Source organism: Microbacterium sp. PF5 (genome assembly GCF_004794315.1).
Lineage (GTDB): Bacteria > Actinomycetota > Actinomycetes > Actinomycetales > Microbacteriaceae > Microbacterium > Microbacterium sufflavum.
Map to the genome: position 1 here is coordinate 14,710 of NZ_SSDQ01000036.1, position 18,996 is coordinate 33,705.

The window sequence follows — 18,996 nt, forward strand, 5'->3', positions numbered from 1 at the left end:
CGTGCCCGACCTCACCCTCGACTTCACCTCGGTCAGCCCGAGCTCGGGCGGCGTCGGCGTGGTGGCGGCGGGGGTCGCGGAGGGCCTCGAGGCCGCCGACGTCCGCTTCCGCTGTCTGGTGAACGCCGAGGCCGCCGACGCCTGGGCCGAACGCCTCCCCTCGCTGACCTCGGCCATCGTCCCGGTGACCGTGGCGCTGAGCGCCACCAGCCGGTGGCAGCAGGCGCTGCGACGCCTGGTGCCGCGGTCGTCGAGGCTCGCGCAGCTGCTGATCGGGCGGGTGCGTGCCGTCCGGGCGCGCTCCACCTCCAGCGCCCTGGGCGACGGCGTGGTGTGGCAGCCGTTCCACCGCGTCCCCCTGGGCGGCGCACGCACCGTGGTGACGGTGCACGACCTGCGGGTGTTCGAGCCGGGGCTGGCCTCGCCCATGGACCAGGAGATCATCGCGCGCAACGTCGAGCGCGCAGCGGCCGTGATCTGCAGCTGGGCGCACCCGTACGGCAGCCTGATCGAGCGGTTCCCCGCCGCGGCGGACAAGACCTTCCTCATCCCGCTGCCGGTGCTCAACAGCGGGCCCTGGACCGATCGCGCCCTGCCGGACGGCGGCGCCCTGCGGCTGCTGCTGCCCGGCTTCGTCACGCCGCACAAGAACCACGAGGTGCTGGTGCGCGCGCTCCCGCAGCTCCCGGGCGCCGTCGCGGTGTTCACGGGCGCGGAGGACGGCACGCAGGGCGATCAGCTGCGCGCGCTGGCCACCGAGCTGGGCGTCGCCGACCGCATCGAGTGGCTCGGCTTCGTCGACGCCGAGCGCCTGGAGGCGGAGTACGCCGCCGCCGACCTGCTCGTGATGCCCACGCGGTGGGAGGCGGCGAGCGGCCCGGTGTTCGAGGCGATCGTGCGCGGGCTGCCGTTCGTGGCGAGCCGCATCCCCCCGATCACCGCCCAGCTCGCGACGCTCGGCCTTCCCGCCCCCACGTTCGATCCCGACGCCCCGGACGAGCTGGTCGCGGCGATCCGGGAGGCGACCGCGGACCACGCGGCGTTCGTCGACCGGCTCCGTCCGCTCAGCGCGGAGCTGCGCGCGCGCACCTGGCGGCAGATGGCGCAGGAGTACGACCAGGTGTTCGCCTGGGCGGGCGGGCGCGGCGACAAGCCGCAGCACCTGACGAGAGGCGACAACGCATGATCCCCGTTTCGGAACCCGACCTCGGCGACCTCGAGCGCCGGTACCTGCTCGACGCGTTCGACAGCGGCTGGATCTCGTCCCGCGGCGCGTACGTCGAGCGCGCGGAGGAACTGCTGTCGCAGCTCACCGGCGCCCCGCACGCGGCCGTGTGCAACAACGGCACGACCGCGCTGCACCTCGCGCTGCTCGCCGCGGGCATCGGCGAGGGCGACGAGGTCGTCATCCCCGGGCTCACCTACGTGGCCACGCTCAACGCCGTCTACTACGTGCGGGCCACGCCGGTCGTGGTCGACGTGCGCGACGACACCTGGTGCATCGACCCGGAGGCCGTGGAGCGCGCGATCACCCCGCGCACCAGGGCGATCCTGGCGGTCGACCTGTACGGGCAGACCGCCGACTACGACGCCCTGCGCCGGATCGCCGATGCGCACGACCTCGTGCTCATCGCCGACGCGGCCGAGTCGCTCGGGGCGACGTGGGGCGGCAGGGCGGCAGGGTCCCTGGCCGACATCAGCACGTTCTCGTTCTTCGGCAACAAGGTCATCACCAGCGGCGAGGGCGGTGCGGTCACCACGCCCCGTGCCGACTTCCACGCCGCGGTCCTCCAGCTGCGCAACCAGGGCAACCACCCGACGCGGCGCTACTTCCACGACATGGTCGGCTACAACTACCGCATGACCAACGTCGCCGCGGCCATCCTCACCGCCCAGCTGGAGCGCGCCCCCGAGCTCATCGCGCAACGCCGCCGCGTGGTCGCCGAGTACGAACGCCTCCTGAGCGGCGACGACCGCGTGCGCGCGCAGGACACCGCCCCCGGGGCCTCGCCGACGCCGTGGATCTACTCCGTGCGCCTGGTGGGACGCTCCGCGGCCGAGCGCGACGCGGTGATTGCGGCGCTCGCGGACCGCGGCATCGAGTCGCGACCGGTCTTCCCGCTCGTGCAGGACATGCCGTTCGTGCCCGAGGCGCAGCGCGCGCAGACCCCAATCGGGGCGGCGATCTCGCGCGAGGGCATCAGCCTGCCGACCTTCCCGCGGCTCGACGATGCGGCCGTCGCCGAGGTCTGCACGGCCCTGCAGGACGCGCTGACCGCCCTGCGCACCGACGGCTAGGCGCCCGTGGCCGCACGCCTGCTCCCCGGCCTGCCCGGCAGCCGCCGCCTGATCTTCGCGGTCGGCGGCAACGGCATGGTCAGTCTGGCGAGCCTGGCGCTGTCGATCACGGTCGCCCGGGCGTCGTCGGTCCCGGTGTTCGCGGCGTTCTCGCTCGCGATGGTCGCGTACCTGTTCGGGTCGGGGCTCATCCGGTCCGCGCTCACCGACTCGGCCCTGTCCCGTCCGGCCGACCGCGACACGTTCGACCGCAGCTTCCGGCGGGCCTCGCTCGTCGCGCTGGCGGGGGCCGTGGTCGTGGTGGTGTGGGGCCTCGTGACGGCGAACACGTTCCTGGTGGTGCTGGGGGTCGCGTTCCACGGCCTCATCGTGTTCGACTTCCTGCGCACGTTCGACTCCGCCGCCGGCGCCGCGGGTCGGGCGATGGTGGCCACGACCGCGTGGTCGGTGCTGACGATCGCGGCCGCGGTGCTGTCGATCGCCGGGCATCTCGACGCCGGTGTCGTGTTCGTGGTGTGGGCCGCGAGCGGGGCGCTGGCCGGCTACGTCCTGATGGCGGTCGCGCGCACCCCCGTCCTCCCCGGCTGGTCGCGGCACCGCGCCGACACCAGGGTGAGCGGGCTGTTCGCGCTCGACTACGCCGTCGGCTCGGGCGGCGCGCTGTTCACCACCGGGCTGCTGGGCCTCGTGTCCGACGGACGGGTGCTGGGCGCGGTGCGCGGTGCGGGCACGCTGCTCGGCCCGCTGAACCTGATCGCGACGACCGTCCGCTCCCTCCTGCTGCCGTTCCTGTCGCGCCGCGACGACGTGCAGGGCCGGCAGATCCGCGCGGCGCTGCGGGTCGCGCTGCTGCAGGTGGCGGTGCTCGCGCCGTTCCTGGTCGCGCTGCAGTTCCTGCCGGACGCGTGGGGCGAGCAGCTGCTCGGCGACACGTGGCAGCTCGCGAGCCTGGCCCTGCTGCCGCTGAGCCTGGAGGCGGTCTTCGCCCTGATCGGCGCGGTCGCCAACTCCGGGCACCGGGTGGCCTTCGCCGGGGGTCGCAGCCTGGCACTGCGGCTCGCGGTGGGCATCCCCCGGCCGTTCGTGGTGCTCGCGTGCGCGCAGGTGTGGGGCATCCCCGGTGCGACGTGGTCGATGGCGGCGATCTCCGCGCTCAACGCCGTGGTGTGGTGGGCGAGCTACTACCACCTGTCGCGGCGGCCGCGCCCCGAGGCGCCGCCCGTCGCCTAGCGCGGCACGGCTCAGGCGTCGGCGGGCAGCAGTCCCAGGCGGCGCCGGTGCGAGGGCACCGTGCCGTGGATGAAGCTCACCACGCGCTGCGCCGTGTCCTCGATCCGGTAGTCGGCCGGGGTCTCCGGGCGGCGCGCCCTGTCCAGCACGACCCGCACGGCGGCGAGCACGCGCTCGGGCTCGATGCCCGCGGTGACGATGGCCCCGGTGTCGATCGCCTCCGGCCGCTCGATGAAGTCGCGCAGCGTGACGGCGGGGAAGCCGAGCAGGCTCGACTCCTCGCTGATCGTGCCGCTGTCCGACAGGACGAGCTTCGCGTCCTGCTGCAGCTTGACGTAGTCGTGGAAGCCGAACGGCGGGTGGAAGCGCACGTCGTCGCTCTCGGCGATGCCCAGGGCCTCCAGGCGCTTGCGCGTGCGGGGGTGGGTCGAGACCAGCACGGGCAGGCCGTACTCGGCGCTCAGGGCGTGCAGCGCGTCGACGGCGGCGCGCAGGCGCTCCGGGTTGTCGACGTTCTCCTCGCGGTGCAGGCTCACCAGGAAGTACTCCCCCGGCTCCAGGCCCGCACGGGTCACGGCGTCGCTCGCGTCGATCTGCTCCCTGTTCTGCGCCAGCACCTCGCGCATGGGCGAGCCGGTCAGCAGGATGCGCGAGGGATGCAGCCCCTCCGCGAGCAGGTTGCGCCGCGCGTGCTCGGTGTAGACGAGGTTGTAGTCGGCGACGTGGTCGACCAGACGGCGGTTGGTCTCCTCCGGCACGTTCTCGTCGAAGGAGCGGTTTCCGGCCTCCATGTGGAACACCGGGACCTTCAGCCGCTTGGCGATGACCGCCGAGATGCAGCTGTTGGTGTCTCCCAGCACCACGAACGCGTCGGGCTTCTCGGTGCGCAGCACCTCCTCGGTCTTCGCGAGGATGGAGCCGAGCGCCGCCCCGAGCGACGACGTGTCCGCCTCCAGGAAGTGGTCGGGCCGGCGCAGGCCGAGGTCTTCGAAGAACACCTCGTTGAGCTCGTAGTCGTAGTTCTGCCCGGTGTGCACGAGCACCTGGTCGGTGTGCTCGTCGAGCATCTTGATCGTGGCGGAGAGGCGGATGATCTCGGGTCGGGTGCCGACCACGGTCATCACCTTGAGCTTGTCGGCCATGTCACACTGCCTCGGCAATCGTGTCGGGGTTCGCGGGGTCGAAGATGTCGTTCGTCCAGAACGAGGTGTAGAGCACGTCGTCCCCGATGTTGGTGATGTTGTGCGCCCAGAGGGTCGGCATGTCGACCGCGCCCGGCGCCTCGCCCGAGACCTCGAACGACACGACCTCCTCAGAGTACAGGCGGCGCAGCGAGATGCGGGCCCGCCCTTGCAGCACCGTGAAGCGCTCGATCTTGCGGCGGTGGAAGTGGTCGCCGCGGGTCACGCCGGGCACGGTGGTGGAGAACGACGACTGTCCGGGCCCCCCGTGCGACCGGATGATCTCGAAGAACGAGCCGCGGGCGTCGGCGTGCCGCGTGAGGTCGATCGGCGACTGCGCCGGGAACGTGTACGAGCGGTACGTGTTGAACAGGTCGCGGTCGAAGTCGTCCGCGACGCTCGGGATCTCGCCGCGGCGGTACAGCTCCGCGTATCCCTGCAGCCGCGCGAGCAGCCCGGACACGGTCTCGTGGCGCTCGCGCCCGGCCATCCCCGCCACCGGCAGCGCGCCGCGCAGCACGTCGGCCGCGTCCTGCGCGTGCAGCAGCGTGAGCTCCCTGTCCTGCTCGACCACCGGGCTCTCCCCCGCGGCGACCAGGTGGCTGAACGTCGCGGTGACGGCGTTGTAGAACGGACGGCCGTGCTCGCCGAAGAGGTTGGGCAGCCGCACGTCGACGAACTCCGCGCCGATCTCGGCCGCCGCCGCGGAGAGCACCCCGGCCGCGCGGGCCTTCGCCTCCCCGTACACCGAGCCGTTGCCCGCCTGGATCGAGTTCGCGAACACGACCACGGGTGGCGGGTTCGCGGCGGCCCGGAGAGCGGAGGCCACCTGCTCGGCGAACGCGAGGTTGCCGTCGCCGACCTCCTCGTCGGTGCCGCGGTTGACCCCGGCGATGTGGATCACCCGGTCGGCACCGTCGACCGCCGTGGTCGCGGCGGTCGCATCGACGCCCGCACCGAGCGCGATCGGCGCCACCTCGACGCCCGCCTCGAGCAGCGCGCCGCGCAGGTGCCAGCCCAGGAACCCGCCGGCCCCGGTGACCGCGAACCGGGTCACGCCTGCGTCCCGCGGGTCTCCGGCAGTCCCGCGGCCCGCAGCTCGGCGCGCACCTCGGGCAGCGTCAGCAGCAGCTCCTCGACCTCGCCCACCGACATCTGCTCGACCGTGTGCGAGTCGTAGTCCTCGAAGCGGCTCTGGGCGACGTCGCCCTCCTCGAAGTACACGCTGTAGTTGAGGTCGCGGTTGTCGGCCACCACGCGGAAGTAGTCGCCCATGTCCCGCGCGCGCGACAGCTCCTCGCGCGTGGCGAGCGCCTCCGACAGCTTCTCCGCATGGCGGGTGCCGATCACCTCGACCTTCGCGTCGGAGCGGAACAGGTTGAGCACGGCCTGGGCGAGGTTCCCGATCGAGGTGGCCTTCGCCTTGCGCACGAACAGGTCGCCCTGCTGCGCGTTGCGGAACGCGAACTCGACCAGGTCGACCGAGTGCGCGAGCGACATCATGAACCGGGTCATGTCGGGGTTCGTGACCGTGATGTTCCCGCCCGACTGGAGCTGGCGGATGAACAGCGGGATCACGGAGCCGCGCGAGTACATCACGTTGCCGTAGCGCACGCACGACACGGTGGTGGCGGTGTTGGGGTTGTTGAGCCCGTGCGACTGCGCCACCTTCTCCATCAGCGCCTTCGACATGCCCATCGCGTTCACCGGGTACACGGCCTTGTCGGTGCTGAGCGCCACGACCGAGGAGACGCCGTTGCGGTCGGCGGCCCGCACCACGTTCTCGCTGCCGTGCACGTTGGTGCGCACGGCCTCCATCGGGAAGAACTCGCACGAGGGCACCTGCTTGAGCGCGGCCGCGTGGAAGATGAAGTCCACGTCGCGGGTCGCCCGCTCCACGCTGTCGTAGTCGCGCACGTCGCCCACGTAGAACCGCAGCCGGGAATCGCGCACCTCGTGCCGCATCAGGTCCTGCTTGGCCTCGTCGCGGCTGAAGATGCGGATCTCGGCGACGTCGCGCTCGAGCAGCTTGCGCGCCACGGTGTGCCCGAACGAGCCGGTGCCGCCCGTGACCAGGACCCGCGCGCCGTTGTAGGAGTCGCTCATCGTGTGCCCGTTCCCTTCGCCGCTGCCGTGAGCAGCCGTTCGATCGTGGATATCCCGGATTCGCGGGAGAAGCTGGTGTCGTACAGGTCGCGGCCGCGGCGGCCCATCGCGGCCCGCTCCTCGGCGGGAAGGGCGGCGGCGGCGCGGAAGGCGTCCGCCATCGAGCCTACGTCCTCGGCCTCGGCGGTCAGCCCGGCCGCCGCACCCTCCACGAGCGCGCGCACATCGCCCTGCACGGTCGTGATGACCGGGAGGCCGGCCGACAGCACGGCCTGCAGCTTGGACGGGATCGTGCCGCGGAAGACCGGCATGTCCTTGAGCGACACGAGCGCGTAGTCGGCGGCCGCGTACACCTCCGCCATGCGCTCGCGCGGCACCGGGTCGAGGAAGCGCACGTTGTCGGCACCCAGCTCGTCCGCGAGCGCCCGCAGCTCGGGCTTGAGAACGCCGTCACCGACGATGGTCAGCACGACCCCGGCGTCGGCGGCGGCGTGGGCGGCGCGCACCGCGGTCGCGAGGTCCTGCATGTCGCCCACGTTGCCCGCGTACACCACGGCGGCGCGGTGCTCGTCGGCGGGCGGGAGCGCGGAGGTCACCGGCTCGCCCGCGTCGGCCCAGTTGTACACGAGGTGCGTGCGCTCGGCCGGAGCCCCGCGCGACACGAGCGTGCTCACCATGGTCGGCGCGATCCCGATCACGGCACCCGCCCGGCGGTAGGCGCTGCGCAGCCACGGCCCCAGGGCTCCCGACACGACCCTGGCCTTGGTGCCGCCCGTCACCATCGACGAGCCCACGATCGAGTCGGGCCACAGGTCCTGCACGTGCAGCACGTAGGGGCGGCCGCCGGTGACGCGCCACAGCCACGGCCCGAAGCCGGCCGTCATCTGCGTGGCGTACACGTACACGACGTCGGCCCCGCGGGAGAGGCGTCGCGCGGTCGCAGAGCTGAGCGCGAACGACGCGTAGTTGAGTAGCCGGCGCACGGCGCTCTGCGAGTGGTCCGCGTACAGCGGCACCCGCCACACCTGCACGTCGCCGTCGCGCTCGATGGTGCGCCACCGCTGGCGGTACCCGGGGAACACGGCGCCGGTGGGGTAGTTCGGGAACCCGGTGAGCACCTTCACCCGGTGCCCGCGCTCGGCGAGGCCGTGCGCGAGGTCGGCGGGCAGCGGCACGGCCTCCGGCGGATAGTACTGCGAGACGATCAGGACCCTCACGCGTCGGTGTCCTTCGCCTGCTCGCGCGCCGGGACCCCGACGACCGTGGTCCCCGCGGCGACGTCCCTGGTGACGCAGGCCGCGGCGCCGACCGTGGCACCAGCGCCCACCGTGAGCCCCTGCAGCACCACGGAACCGGCGCCGAGCAGCGTGCCGGTCTCGACGGTGACGTTGCCCGACACGATCGCGCCGGGGTTGACCGACACGTGCTCGGCGAGCACCGCGTCGTGTCCGATGATGCACGCGGGGTTGAGGTGCACGTGGTCGCCGAGGGTCACGTTGGTCGACACCTGCACGCCGGCCGTGATCACCACGCCCTCCCCGACCTGCGCCTGCGTGCCGATCACGGCGCTCGGATGGATCAGCGTGGCGGCGCGCAGCCCCGACGCCCGCAGCCGCTCCGCGACCCGGCGGCGGATCTCCGGCGCGCCGATCGCGACCACGAACCGCTCGTCGCCGTCCGCAGCGGGCAGCCACTCGTCCTCCCCGCCGAGGAAGCGCACCCCGCGCGCGGCGAGGCGCTCCAGCTCCACGGCCCGCGGTCCCGCATCGACCACGCCGACCAGCTCGAGGTCCGCGCCGGCCGCGATCATCGCCTCCAGCACGTCGAGCGTCTCGCGACCGAAGCCGCCCGCTCCCAGCACCACGATCCGCTCAGTCATGCGTCTCTCCGAACCTGCTCATGGTCACGTGCCCGTCGGCCGAGATGCCGTCCCGGCGCACGACAGAGCCGACCGTCGCGACGACGATCCGCAGGTCGAGCCCGACACTGCGCCGGTCGACGTACCGCACATCCTGCGCGAACCGGCTCTCCCACGTGACCGCGTTGCGTCCCGTCACCTGCGCGAGCCCGGTGATGCCGGGGCGCACCTCATGCCGCCGTGCCTGCTCCGGCGTGTACCGGTCGAGGTACTCGACCAGCAGCGGCCGCGGGCCGACGATGCTCATGTCCCCGCGCAGCACGTTCCACAGGCTGGGCAGCTCGTCCAGGCTCGTCGAGCGCAGCCGGGCCCCGAACGGCGTGAGGCGCTCGGCGTCGGTCACCCACCCGCGCGCCGGGTCGACCGGGCGCATCGAGCGGAACTTGTAGAGCGTGAAGAGGCGGCCGTCGCGCCCCGGTCGCGGCTGCGCGAACACCACGGGCCGCCCGAGTCGCACCGCCACGAGCACGGCCGTCGCCACGATCACCGGCGACAGCAGCACCAGGGCGACCGCGGAGACCACGACGTCGAGCGCGCGCTTGACCGCGTCGTACGGGCGGAACCGCGCGCTCATCGGTCCAGGAAGCCGCGGATGGCCGTGACCACGCGCTCGCGCTGGGCGTCGGTGAGCGCCGAGCCGCTGGGCAGCGTGAGACCGCGGGCGAACAGCCGCTCCGACGCGCCGCTGCTCTTGCGCCTGGCGTCGGCGAACACGGGCTGCGCGTGCATCGGCTTCCACAGCGGACGGCTCTCGATGCTGTCGGCGGTCAGGGCGGCGGCCAGCTCGGACGGCTCCCAGCCCGTGACGTCGGGGTCGACCAGGATCGACGTGAGCCACACGTTGTCGTGCTCGTCACCATCGGCACCGAACACCTCGACGCCGTCGACATCGGCGAACAGCTCCTTGTACAGCTCCCGCATCTCCCGGCGGCGCGCGATCATCGCGTCGAGCCGGGCGAGCTGGGCGCGTCCGAGCGCCGCGAGCAGGTTGCTCATGCGGTAGTTGTAGCCGATGTCGGTGTGCTCGTAGTGCACCACCGGCTGCCGGGCCTGCGTCGCGAGGTAGCGCACGTGCTGGGCGAGCTCGCCGTCGTCGGTCAGCAGCATCCCGCCGCCCGAGGTGGTCATGATCTTGTTGCCGTTGAACGATACGACCGAGGCGCGGCCGAAGCTGCCGGTCGCGCGACCCGCGTGGCTCGCGCCCAGCGACTCGGCGGCGTCGGACAGCACGGGCACCCCGTACTCCTCCGCGGCCGCCAGGATCGCGGTGTAGTCCACGGCCTTGCCCAGCAGGTCGACCGGCACGATCGCCGCGACCCGCTCCCCGGCGGCGCGGAGCTCGGCGAGGGCCTCGCGCAGCAGCGCCGCGTCCATGTTGCCCGTGCGCGGATCCGCGTCGATGAAGTAGGGCTCCGCACCCGTGTAGACGATCGCGTTGGCGGTCGCGGCGAACGTCATCGACGACGTGAGCACGACATCGCCCGGCTGCACGCCCATCGCCAGCAGCCCGAGGTGCAGGGCGGCCGTGCCGGAGCTGAGCGCAACGCCGTGCGCCACCCCGACGCGGTCGGCGAGCTCCCGTTCGAACGCGTCGACGTCGGGGCCGAGCGGAGCGATCCACCCGGAACGCATGGCCGCGACGACGGCCTGCTCCTCCGCCTCGCCGACGTCCGGCGACGACATGTAGATCCGCTCACTCACTCCTGGGGTGCCTTTCCGATGCGTACGGGCTCGATCGTCACGGTGTCGTTGACGCGGGGGCTCGAGAACATCCGCCGCATCCACCCTTCCTTGTCGAGCCGCTCGGGCGTGATGGTGTCGACGCGCGTGTGCGACACCTTGGGGTGGAAGGGGCGCTCGAGGTTCTCGCGCGAACCCACCAGCTCCTCGTGCAGCTTCTCGCCGGGACGCAGCCCCGTGAACACGATCTCGATGTTCTTGCCCGACATCGCGATCATGCGCTTGGCGACCTCGAGGATCGACACCGGCTCCCCCATGTCGAGGATCAGCACCTCGCCCGCCCGGCCGATGCCGCCCGCCTGCACGACCAGCTGGCACGCCTCGGGGATCGTCATGAAGTACCGCGTGGCCTGCGGGTGCGTGACCGTGATCGGCCGCCCCTCGGCGATCAGGCGCTGGAATGTCGGCAGCATCGATCCGCGGCTGCCGATCACGTTCCCGAACCGCACGGAGAGGTACCGCATGCCGGTGTCCTCCCCCGCCCACGCCGTGAGCTTCTCGGCCACGCGCTTGGAGTGCCCGAGCACGCTCGTGGGGTTGGCGGCCTTGTCGGTGGAGATGTTGATGAACGTCGAGACGCCGACCCGGCGGGACGCGTTGATCACGTTCAGCGTGCCGAGGACGTTGGTCTTCCACGCCTCGTCGGGGTACTGCTCCAGCATCGGCAGGTGCTTGAGCGCCGCGGCGTGGAACACCACCTCCGGCTCCCGCTCCAGGAAGATGCGGTCGAGCGTGTCGGTGTCGCGGATGTCGGCCAGCACCACGTCGTTCGTGTCGAGCAGGCCGTGCCCCGCGGTGCCGAGCTGCGCGACCTGCAGTCCGGTCTCGTCGCGGTCGACCATGATGAGCTCGCGCGGGCCGTACTTGGCGATCTGGCGGCACAGCTCGGAGCCGATCGAACCGCCCGCCCCGGTCACCAGCACGCGCCGTCCGGTGATGTATCCGGCGATCAGCTCCACGTTGGTGTCGACGGGGTGCCGGCCGATGAGGTCTTCGATGCTGATGTCGCGCACGTCGGTGAGCGCCTTCTCGCCGGAGGTCATCATCTCCAGCGTCGGCGTGACGGCCACGCGCAGGCCGGCCGCCTCGGCCCGGTCGGCGAGCGTGCGCAGCAGGGTGCTGTCGGCGCGGGCGATCGCGATCACGGCGAGCTTGGCGCCGGTGCGCTGCGCCGCGTCGGCGAGCTCGCGCGTGGTGCCGACGACCGCGACGCCCCGCAGCCGCAGGTTGCGCTTGTCGGGGTCGTCGTCGAGCAGCCCGACGGGGCGGATCGGCGAGTTCGGGTCGGTGGTCATGTTGGCGAGCAGCTTGTCGCCGATGAAGCCGGCACCGATGATGAGCGCGGGTTCGGCGTCGGCGCCCGGCTTGCGGGAGCGCTCGATCACCAGGCGCGCGGCGTAGCGCACCCCGAACATCAGCAGCAGGACGAACGGGAACGCGAGCATGAGGGTGCCGCGCGGGATGCCGACCAGGGGGCCGACCGGGATGAGGACCACCGAGAGCAGCAGCGCCTCGATCACGACGATCAGCGCGAGCGTCCTGACCTCGTCGAAGGATCCGTAGGTGAAGCGTCCGCGGTAGAGGGCCGTGGCGTACCCGACCACGATCTGGATGGCTCCGGCCACGAGCGCCAGCACGACGGCGGCGATCCACGAGTCCGCGTCCATCTGCAGCTCGAACCGCAGGGCGATCGCGATGACGACGCCGAAGCTCCACGCCAGACCGTCGACGATCGCGGCGAACCGGCGTCGTCGGCGCTGCGTGACCGAGCCCTCCGACAGGATCGCGATCTCGCCGGTGGACACGTCGCCCGCCGCGTCCTTCTTGCTCACGAGTGTGTCGCCCCCTCCGGACTTTCTTCACTCCCCTGGAGATATGGTCTCACAGGCAACGAGCAGGTCCGTGCGTTAGTGCCGTCGTTCAGCCGGCCGGCGGGGCCTGGCCGTCGGGCGGCGTCTCCTCGCCCGTCCCGGGTGTGGTGTCGGACGGCGGCGGAGTGGAGCCGTCCGACGGCTGATCCTGCTGCCCGCCGGACTGCCCGCCCTGACGGCGCTGCGTGTCGGCGCGCTCCTGCTCGACCTCCGCGCGGAACTGGTCGTCGAGCAGCGCGGCGAACGCGTCGCGGTACGCCACGAGCGCGGCCTGCCCGCCGGGCGTCCACGGGTCGGACGCGGCGACCTGCGCGGCGGCGTCGGTCACGGCGGTGCGGAACGACTCCTCCGCCCGCTGCCGATCCGCCGTCGCCTCGGCCGCCGCCGGCACGGACGACGCGAGGTACGCGGTCACGGCCGGGGTGGCGGCGGGGCGCAGCGCGTCGAACGCCGTGCGGATCGTGCGCATCTCCGCGGTCGCCTGGTCGAGCGCGTCGAGGTCGCCCTGTGCGTCGTCGATCGCCTGCCCCACGTCGACGAGCGAGTTCTCGTCGATCTCGGCGCGGCGATACTCGGCGGGCAGCTCGGGCACGGTCACCGCGGCGAGCGCGGCGAGGTACCCGTCGAGGGCCGCGACGGCCGCCTCCTCCAGGGCCGGATCGGCCACCGCGATGACGTCGTCGTCCGACGACGACGCGGGATCGGGCACCGTGGCGGTGTCGACGATGGCGGTGCGCAGCGCGGTCGCCTCCGCCGTCTGCGTCCCGATGTCGGCGACGAGGGTGTCGCGGGCCGACGTCAACGCCTGGTGCGCGTTCTGGATGGAGGCCTCGTCCGCCTGGAGGGATTCGAGGGCGCTCGCCGCCGGGCTCGCGGTCGCTGCCTGGATCCCGCCGACGGTCGCGGCCGCGGCGACCGCGAGCACGGCGAGGGCGGCGGCGGCCGTGGTCAGCAGATCAGGGCGACGGCGCTGCCGCCGGGATTCGCGCGCCGATCGGGGCGACTCCGCCGTGAACGGCACGGCCGTACGCGCGGCGGCCTCCGCCATGCGCGCAAGCTCCCTGGTGTCCGCGAGCGGCGCCCGTGCGGGCTCGGAGCGGCGCGGTTCGCCGATCATCTCGCGCAGACGCCACCGGGTGTGGGTGTCGTCGAGCACGACGTCCGCGCGGTGATCCGAGCGCGGACCATCGGGGAAGAGATCGCGGAGTGCCGTCATGCTGCCCTTCGGGGAGTGGGTAGTCTCAGGAGACGATACCCCCGATCCGCACGACCGAGCACGGGAGAACCATGCAGTTCCAGGACTATCTCCGGATCCTGCGCCGCCAGCTCGTCATCATCCTGGCCGGTGCCGTGATCGGAGTGTCGGTCGGCGCCCTGATCGCCATGCTCACGCCGCAGCGCTACCAGGCCACCACCGAGGTCATGGTCACCGTGCAGCTGGGCGAGACCGCGAGCCCCACCGAGCGCGCGCTCGCCACGAGCTACGCCAACCAGGTCGTGCAGACCTACCGCGACGTCGTGACGAGCTCGATCGTGCTCGACCGCGTGATCGACGACCTCGGCCTCGACGTGGACCGGGCCGAGCTCGCGGCCGCCGCCGACGCCTCCGCCCAGCTCAACAGCGCGATCCTCTCGATCCGGGTCAGCGACACCAACCCCGGGCAGGCCGCACGGATCGCGAACGGCATCGCCGAGAGCTTCTCCGCCGTGGTCTCCGACACGCTCGAACTGCGGGAGCAGGAGACCTCCTACACCATCCACATCGTGACGCTGCAGGCCGCCCAGGTGCCCACCACACCGGTCGCGCCCAACACGCAGCTGATGCTCGTGGTCGGCGGGCTCGTCGGTCTCGCGGTCGGCCTGGCGGTCGCCCTGCTGCGCTCGCTGCTCGATCAGCGGGTGCGCACCGATGCCGACGTGCAGGCGGCCCTCCCCGTCCCGCTCCTCGGGCGGATCCCGCTCGACCCCGACACCGCCGACCGTCCGCTGGCCGTCAGCTCCGTTCCGCAGAGCGCACGCGCCGAGGCGTACCGCAGCCTCCGCACCAACGTGCGCTTCCTGTTCGAGGACGGCAGGGGCGTGTTCGTGGTCACCAGCTCCGGGCCGGGCGAGGGCAAGTCGACCACCGCCGCCAACCTCGCGCTCGCGTTCGCCGACGCCGGGCACCGCGTCGCCCTGATCGACGCCGACCTGCGGCTGCCGCGCGTCGCCGACTACTTCGGGATCGAGGGCGGCATCGGACTGAGCGACGTGCTCGCCGGTCGCGTGCGCCTGAACGACGTGGTGCAGCGCTGGGGCCGCAGCTCGCTGTTCCTGCTGCCCGCCGGTTCCCTGCCGCCGAACCCCGCGGAGCTGCTCGGCTCCCCCGCCATGCAGCAGCTCGTCGACGCGGCGGGCGAGGCGTTCGACGTGGTCGTGATCGACGCCCCTCCGCTGCTGCTCGTGACCGACGCCGCCGTGATCGCCCGGGTGACCACCGGGGCGATCCTGATCGCGGCGGCCGGGGCGACGCAGGCCGGACGACTCGCCGCCGCCGCGAAGAGCATCGAGGCCGTCGACGCCCGGGTGCTCGGCACCGTGCTCACCAAGGCCCCGCTCGGTCGCAGGGAGCACAACGCCCAGACCTCGTACGCCGCCGCGGCGCCACGCTGACGCTCCGTCCGGCACGGCGCCCGCGCTGTGGGAGAATGACGGGATTTGACTCTGCGGTTCACCGTCGTCCGGGAGCCGCCCAGCAACAGAAGGAATCTGCCGCGTGGAACTTCGCGACTATGTGCGCATCCTGCACCGGAACTGGATCCTCATCCTGGTCCTGCTCCTCCTCGGCCTCGCGGGCGGTGCCGGGTACGCGGCTCTCCAGCAGCCCAAGTACGTCGCTTCGACGCAGCTGTACGTGTCGGTGCGCACCGAGGGCGCCGCGACCGGTGACCTCGTGCAGGGGACGACGTTCGCGCGCCAGATGGTGACCAGCTACGTCGACGTCGTGGGCACCGCGCTCGTGCTCGAGCCCGTGATCGAGGAGCTGGGCCTGGACGACAGCGTCGCCGAGCTGAGCGGCCGCATCACCGCCACGACCCCGCTGAACACGGTGCTGATCGACGTGAGCGCGACCGACGGCGACCCGGAACGCGCGGCCGAGATCGCCAACGCGGTCGCCGTGAGCTTCCAAGACGCGGTGCAGAACACGCTCGAGCAGCCGGCGGTGGAAGACGCCGTGAGCCCCGTGCGCATCACCGTGACCGAGCCGGCCGAGGTGCCGACGGCCCCCACCAGCCCGAACGTGCGGCTGCTGGTCATCCTCGGCGGCATCATCGGACTCGCCCTGGGTGTGGCGGTGGCCATGCTGCGCACCGTGCTCGACAACCGCATCCACACACTCCACGACATCGAGGCCCTCACCGAGCGGCCCGTGCTCGGCGGCATCGCGTACGACCCGGAGGCGACCAAGCGTCCGCTGATCGTGCACGCCGACCCGCGCAGCCCGCGCGCCGAGTCCTTCCGCAGCCTCCGCACGAACCTCCAGTTCCTGAACCTCGACGCCGGTCCGCGCATCTTCGTGGTCTCCAGCGCCGGGCCCGGCGAGGGCAAGTCCACCACCACCGCCAACCTGGCCATCGCGCTCGCGGAGACCGGAGCCAGGGTCGCGCTCGTCGACGGCGACCTGCGCCTCCCCCGCGTCGCGGACTACATGGGCATCGAGGGCGGTGCGGGCCTGACCGACGTGCTGATCGGTCGCATGGACGTGGCCGATGCGCTGCAGAAGTGGGGCACCAGCGACCTCTACCTGCTGCCCAGCGGCCAGGTGCCGCCGAACCCGAGCGAGCTGCTCGGATCGGCCGCCATGGACCAGGTGCTCGCGTCGCTGGGCGAGTACTTCGACTACGTGCTGATCGACGCGCCCCCGCTGCTGCTCGTGACCGATGCCGCGGTGGTCGGCGCCAAGACGCGCGGGGTCATCCTCGCCGCCGCGTCGGGCAAGACCAGGAAGCAGGAGCTGTCCGGCGCGGTCCGCGCGCTGGAGACCGCCGGTGTCGCCCTGCTCGGCATCGTGGTGACCATGCTCCCGACCAAGGGTCCGGACAGCTACGGCTACGGCGCCTACACGTACGGTGCGACGCACGAGTCCGACGGCACCCCGGTGCATGCCGGACGGCATGCGTCCAAGCGCGGCCGCACCCGCACCTCGCGCACCGGGAAGCCCGCGAGGGTGCGGGCCTGAGCGCAGGCGCCGGCGGGTCAGTTCTTCGGAGCGACCCGGAACACCACGCCGTGGTAGAGCAGGAAGCGCAGCACCACGACGATCACGATGCTCGTGAGGTTCACGGCGTTGACGGCGATGGCGCCGGGGGTACGACCGAGGATGCCGGCCACGGCTTCCACCCCCACCCATACCAGGGCGGCGCCCAGGGCGGTGCACGCGGCGTTCACGGCCAGGAACAGGATCACCTCGGAGACCCGGCCGCGGCGGTCCCGGTGCCGGAACGTCCATTCGCGGTTGCCGATGTAGGCGTTGATCAGCGCGACGAGGGACGCGACGATCTTGGCCGCGACGACGTCCCACCCCCACACGTAGACGAGAAGATTGAAGACGCCGACCTCGATCAGGGTGCTGACGGCACCGACGACGAGGAACCGGCTGCCGACGCCGGCGAGGCGGCGCAGTCGTGAGGGAGGATTCATGGCTCAACTAGGCTACTTCCTGAACGCCTCCGCGCCCCGCCACCCCCATCCGAGGACCCCGTGACTCTCCGCCATCTCGCCATCGTCATGCCCGCCTACAACGAGGCGGAGGGCATCGAGGGCTTCGTCGACGAGATCCGCGCGTCCGTGGCCCCGCTCGCCGACACCGTCTCGTTCCACATCGCCGACGACCGGTCGACCGACACCACGGCGGCCGTGTTCGACGGTGTCGCCGACACCACGGTCGAGGTGCAGGCGGCGAACCGCGGCCACGGCCCGACCGCCCTGGCCGCCTACCGCGCCGGCCTCGCCGCCGACCCCGAGGTGCTGGTGCACGTCGACGGGGACGGGCAGTTCCTCGGCAGCGACTTCCCGCGGCTGATCGGCGCGCTCCTGGCCGAGCAGGCCGACGTCGTGCACGGCGTGCGCGACGGCCGCACCGACCCCTGGTACCGCAAGAGCCTCACCGGCGCGGTCGGCCTGCTGATCGCCCTCGCCGCCGGACGCCGCATCCCCGACGTGAACACACCGCTGCGCGCCTACCGCCCCGATGCCCTGCGCGTGCTGCTCGACGCGGTCCCGGCCGAGGCGACCGTGCCGCACGTGCACTTCTCGCTGGCCGAGGCCAGGGCGGGCTTCCGCGTGCGCTACCTCCGCGTCGCCAGCATCCCGCGCCGCGGCGAGTCCGCCTCGGGCACCATGTGGGGTCGCGGCGCCGGCGTGACCCTGCCGCCCAAGCGCCTGCGCCTGTTCGTGCGCGCCGCGCTCGGTGAAGCGTGGGAGCTGTCGCTGCGGCCGTCCGCCCCGCTGCGTGCCGTGCGACGCCCGGAGCCCGTCGCCCGATGACGCGGGCGCGCACGATCCTGTTCTGGGCGGCCGCGGTCGCCCTGCTGGCGGGACATGCGATCCTCGCCTGGCACAGTCTCACGGTGTGGCGGTTCTGGGAGGACGAGGCGTTCAACCTGACCGTGCCGCGCAATCTGCTCGCCGGGCTCGGCTACGCCAGCGACGGCGCGCTGTCCGGCTCGACGATCACGCCGTTCGACCCGCGGATCTCCACCGGCCCCGTCGTGCTGCTCCCGGTCGCCGCGACCCTCGCGACCGGGATGGACCCGGTGCTGGCCGCGCGACTCGTGCCGCTCGCGTTCTGGGTCCTGCTGCTGGCGGGGCTGGGTGTGCTGGGCTGGCGGATCGCCGGACGGTGGGCGGCTCTGGTCGCCATGACCGTGCCGCTGGCGTTCACCGCGAGCGCCGGTGTCTCCCCCATCCAGGGGCCGGCCGATCTGCTGGGCGAGATCCCCGCGGCCGCCCTGATCGTGTGGGCCCTGGTCGTGCTTCCCCGCCGCGCCTGGCTGGCCGGGCTCCTGGTGGGGCTCGCGGTGCAGGCGAAGCTCATCGCGCTGCTGGTGCTGCCGGCGTTCGCGGTCGCGCTGTGGGTGCTGTCGGACGGCACGGGCTGGGCGCGGCTGCGCGACACGCTGCGCCGCGCGTGGCTTCCGCTGCTGCTGGTCGCGGTGCCGACCGCGCTCGTGGAGCTCGCGGCACTGCTGTCGCTCGGGCCGGCCGGGTTCGTCGAGCACCTGCGGGCGCTCGTGCGGTTCGTGCGCAGCGGCGGACAGGGCGACGCGGCGACCTCCGTCCTGCAGAAGCTCGGCACGCTGGCCGACTCGTGGTCGCTGCCCGGGGTGCTGGCCGTGGTCGCCGCCGTGCTCGCCCTCGTGCTCGTGGTGGCGGGGGTGGTGCGGCGCTGGCGCTCGGCCACCGCGGAGGAGCGGATCGTGATCGCCTACGCCCTCGCGGCTCTGGTGGGGGCGCTCGCCTTCGTGGGCTGGTGGGCGACCGCGTCGCGGCTGCCGCTGTGGGTGCGTCACCCCGCGCCGGGCGTGTTCGCGTTCTTCCCGGTGCTCGCGGCTGTCGCACTGTGGGCGGTGCCGCGGCTGCCGCGCCGCGGGCTCGTCCGCGCGGGCGGCAG

17 protein-coding genes are annotated in these 18,996 nt (G+C 72.7%); 7 read left to right on the forward strand and 10 right to left on the reverse strand.

Going from position 1 to position 18,996, the window contains the following annotated elements:
• Position 1 precedes the first annotated feature (1 nt).
• The 3 genes from DW297_RS01525 to DW297_RS01535 are packed head-to-tail and all read left to right on the forward strand — an operon-like array spanning position 2 to position 3,528.
• Positions 2 to 1,186 (forward strand): glycosyltransferase, encoded by a 1,185-nt coding sequence (locus DW297_RS01525; protein WP_136028748.1) that lies wholly within the window; start codon positions 2 to 4, stop codon positions 1,184 to 1,186.
• The gene (locus tag DW297_RS01530; RefSeq protein WP_136028749.1) at positions 1,183 to 2,298 is read left to right on the forward strand and encodes a DegT/DnrJ/EryC1/StrS family aminotransferase; all 1,116 of its coding nucleotides are present in this window, start codon (positions 1,183 to 1,185) and stop codon (positions 2,296 to 2,298) included. Before DW297_RS01525 ends, DW297_RS01530 begins: the two co-directional genes overlap by 4 nt.
• 6 nt (positions 2,299 to 2,304) lie before the next feature.
• Positions 2,305 to 3,528 carry a hypothetical protein gene (locus DW297_RS01535; RefSeq protein ID WP_136028750.1) on the forward strand — a complete coding sequence of 408 codons (1,224 nt, stop codon included), beginning with the start codon at positions 2,305 to 2,307 and terminating at the stop codon, positions 3,526 to 3,528.
• Positions 3,529 to 3,539: 11 nt separating this feature from the next.
• Here the strand turns inward: DW297_RS01535 and wecB are convergent, their stop codons facing one another.
• From wecB to DW297_RS01580, 9 genes are all read right to left on the reverse strand, one after another.
• The gene (wecB, locus tag DW297_RS01540; protein ID WP_136028751.1) at positions 3,540 to 4,670 is read right to left on the reverse strand and encodes a non-hydrolyzing UDP-N-acetylglucosamine 2-epimerase; all 1,131 of its coding nucleotides are present in this window, start codon (positions 4,668 to 4,670) and stop codon (positions 3,540 to 3,542) included.
• 1 nt (position 4,671) lies between these two features.
• Positions 4,672 to 5,766 carry a polysaccharide biosynthesis C-terminal domain-containing protein gene (locus DW297_RS01545; protein WP_136028752.1) on the reverse strand — a complete coding sequence of 365 codons (1,095 nt, stop codon included), beginning with the start codon at positions 5,764 to 5,766 and terminating at the stop codon, positions 4,672 to 4,674.
• Positions 5,763 to 6,815: an SDR family NAD(P)-dependent oxidoreductase gene (locus DW297_RS01550; protein ID WP_136028753.1), complete on the reverse strand. Its 1,053-nt coding sequence runs from the start codon at positions 6,813 to 6,815 to the stop codon at positions 5,763 to 5,765. The genes DW297_RS01545 and DW297_RS01550 overlap by 4 nt, the downstream gene beginning before the upstream one ends.
• A complete protein-coding gene (locus tag DW297_RS01555; RefSeq protein WP_168442768.1) occupies positions 6,812 to 8,032 on the reverse strand; it encodes a glycosyltransferase family 4 protein in 1,221 nt (406 codons plus the stop codon). Before DW297_RS01555 ends, DW297_RS01550 begins: the two co-directional genes overlap by 4 nt.
• Positions 8,029 to 8,694 (reverse strand): NeuD/PglB/VioB family sugar acetyltransferase, encoded by a 666-nt coding sequence (locus DW297_RS01560; RefSeq protein ID WP_136028755.1) that lies wholly within the window; start codon positions 8,692 to 8,694, stop codon positions 8,029 to 8,031. Before DW297_RS01560 ends, DW297_RS01555 begins: the two co-directional genes overlap by 4 nt.
• On the reverse strand, positions 8,687 to 9,307 hold the full coding sequence (locus DW297_RS01565; protein ID WP_136028756.1) for a sugar transferase: 621 nt from the start codon (positions 9,305 to 9,307) through the stop codon (positions 8,687 to 8,689). The genes DW297_RS01560 and DW297_RS01565 overlap by 8 nt, the downstream gene beginning before the upstream one ends.
• Complete coding sequence (locus DW297_RS01570; protein WP_205814426.1) at positions 9,304 to 10,434, reverse strand: DegT/DnrJ/EryC1/StrS family aminotransferase; 1,131 nt, start codon at positions 10,432 to 10,434, stop codon at positions 9,304 to 9,306. The genes DW297_RS01565 and DW297_RS01570 overlap by 4 nt, the downstream gene beginning before the upstream one ends.
• The gene (locus DW297_RS01575) at positions 10,431 to 12,305 is read right to left on the reverse strand and encodes a polysaccharide biosynthesis protein (protein WP_206251697.1); all 1,875 of its coding nucleotides are present in this window, start codon (positions 12,303 to 12,305) and stop codon (positions 10,431 to 10,433) included. Before DW297_RS01575 ends, DW297_RS01570 begins: the two co-directional genes overlap by 4 nt.
• A gap of 88 nt (positions 12,306 to 12,393) precedes the next feature.
• Positions 12,394 to 13,560: a hypothetical protein gene (locus tag DW297_RS01580; RefSeq protein WP_136028757.1), complete on the reverse strand. Its 1,167-nt coding sequence runs from the start codon at positions 13,558 to 13,560 to the stop codon at positions 12,394 to 12,396.
• 71 nt (positions 13,561 to 13,631) lie between these two features.
• On the opposite strand from DW297_RS01580, the gene DW297_RS01585 reads away from it, so the two are divergent.
• Positions 13,632 to 14,996: a polysaccharide biosynthesis tyrosine autokinase gene (locus DW297_RS01585; protein ID WP_136028758.1), complete on the forward strand. Its 1,365-nt coding sequence runs from the start codon at positions 13,632 to 13,634 to the stop codon at positions 14,994 to 14,996.
• Between the two features lie 103 nt (positions 14,997 to 15,099).
• Positions 15,100 to 16,563, forward strand: coding sequence for a polysaccharide biosynthesis tyrosine autokinase (locus tag DW297_RS01590; protein WP_136028759.1), 1,464 nt, complete (start codon positions 15,100 to 15,102; stop codon positions 16,561 to 16,563).
• Between the two features lie 17 nt (positions 16,564 to 16,580).
• Here DW297_RS01590 and DW297_RS01595 read toward each other — a convergent pair whose 3' ends face one another.
• Positions 16,581 to 17,024, reverse strand: coding sequence for a GtrA family protein (locus tag DW297_RS01595; RefSeq protein WP_136028760.1), 444 nt, complete (start codon positions 17,022 to 17,024; stop codon positions 16,581 to 16,583).
• Positions 17,025 to 17,084: 60 nt separating this feature from the next.
• Between DW297_RS01595 and DW297_RS01600 the strand changes: the two genes are divergently transcribed.
• Together DW297_RS01600 and DW297_RS01605 are read left to right on the forward strand one after the other, a co-directional pair.
• Complete coding sequence (locus DW297_RS01600) at positions 17,085 to 17,870, forward strand: glycosyltransferase family 2 protein (RefSeq protein ID WP_136028761.1); 786 nt, start codon at positions 17,085 to 17,087, stop codon at positions 17,868 to 17,870.
• The coding region (locus DW297_RS01605; RefSeq protein WP_136028762.1) for a hypothetical protein at positions 17,867 to 18,996 on the forward strand (1,130 nt) is incomplete at its 3' end. The genes DW297_RS01600 and DW297_RS01605, both read left to right, overlap by 4 nt.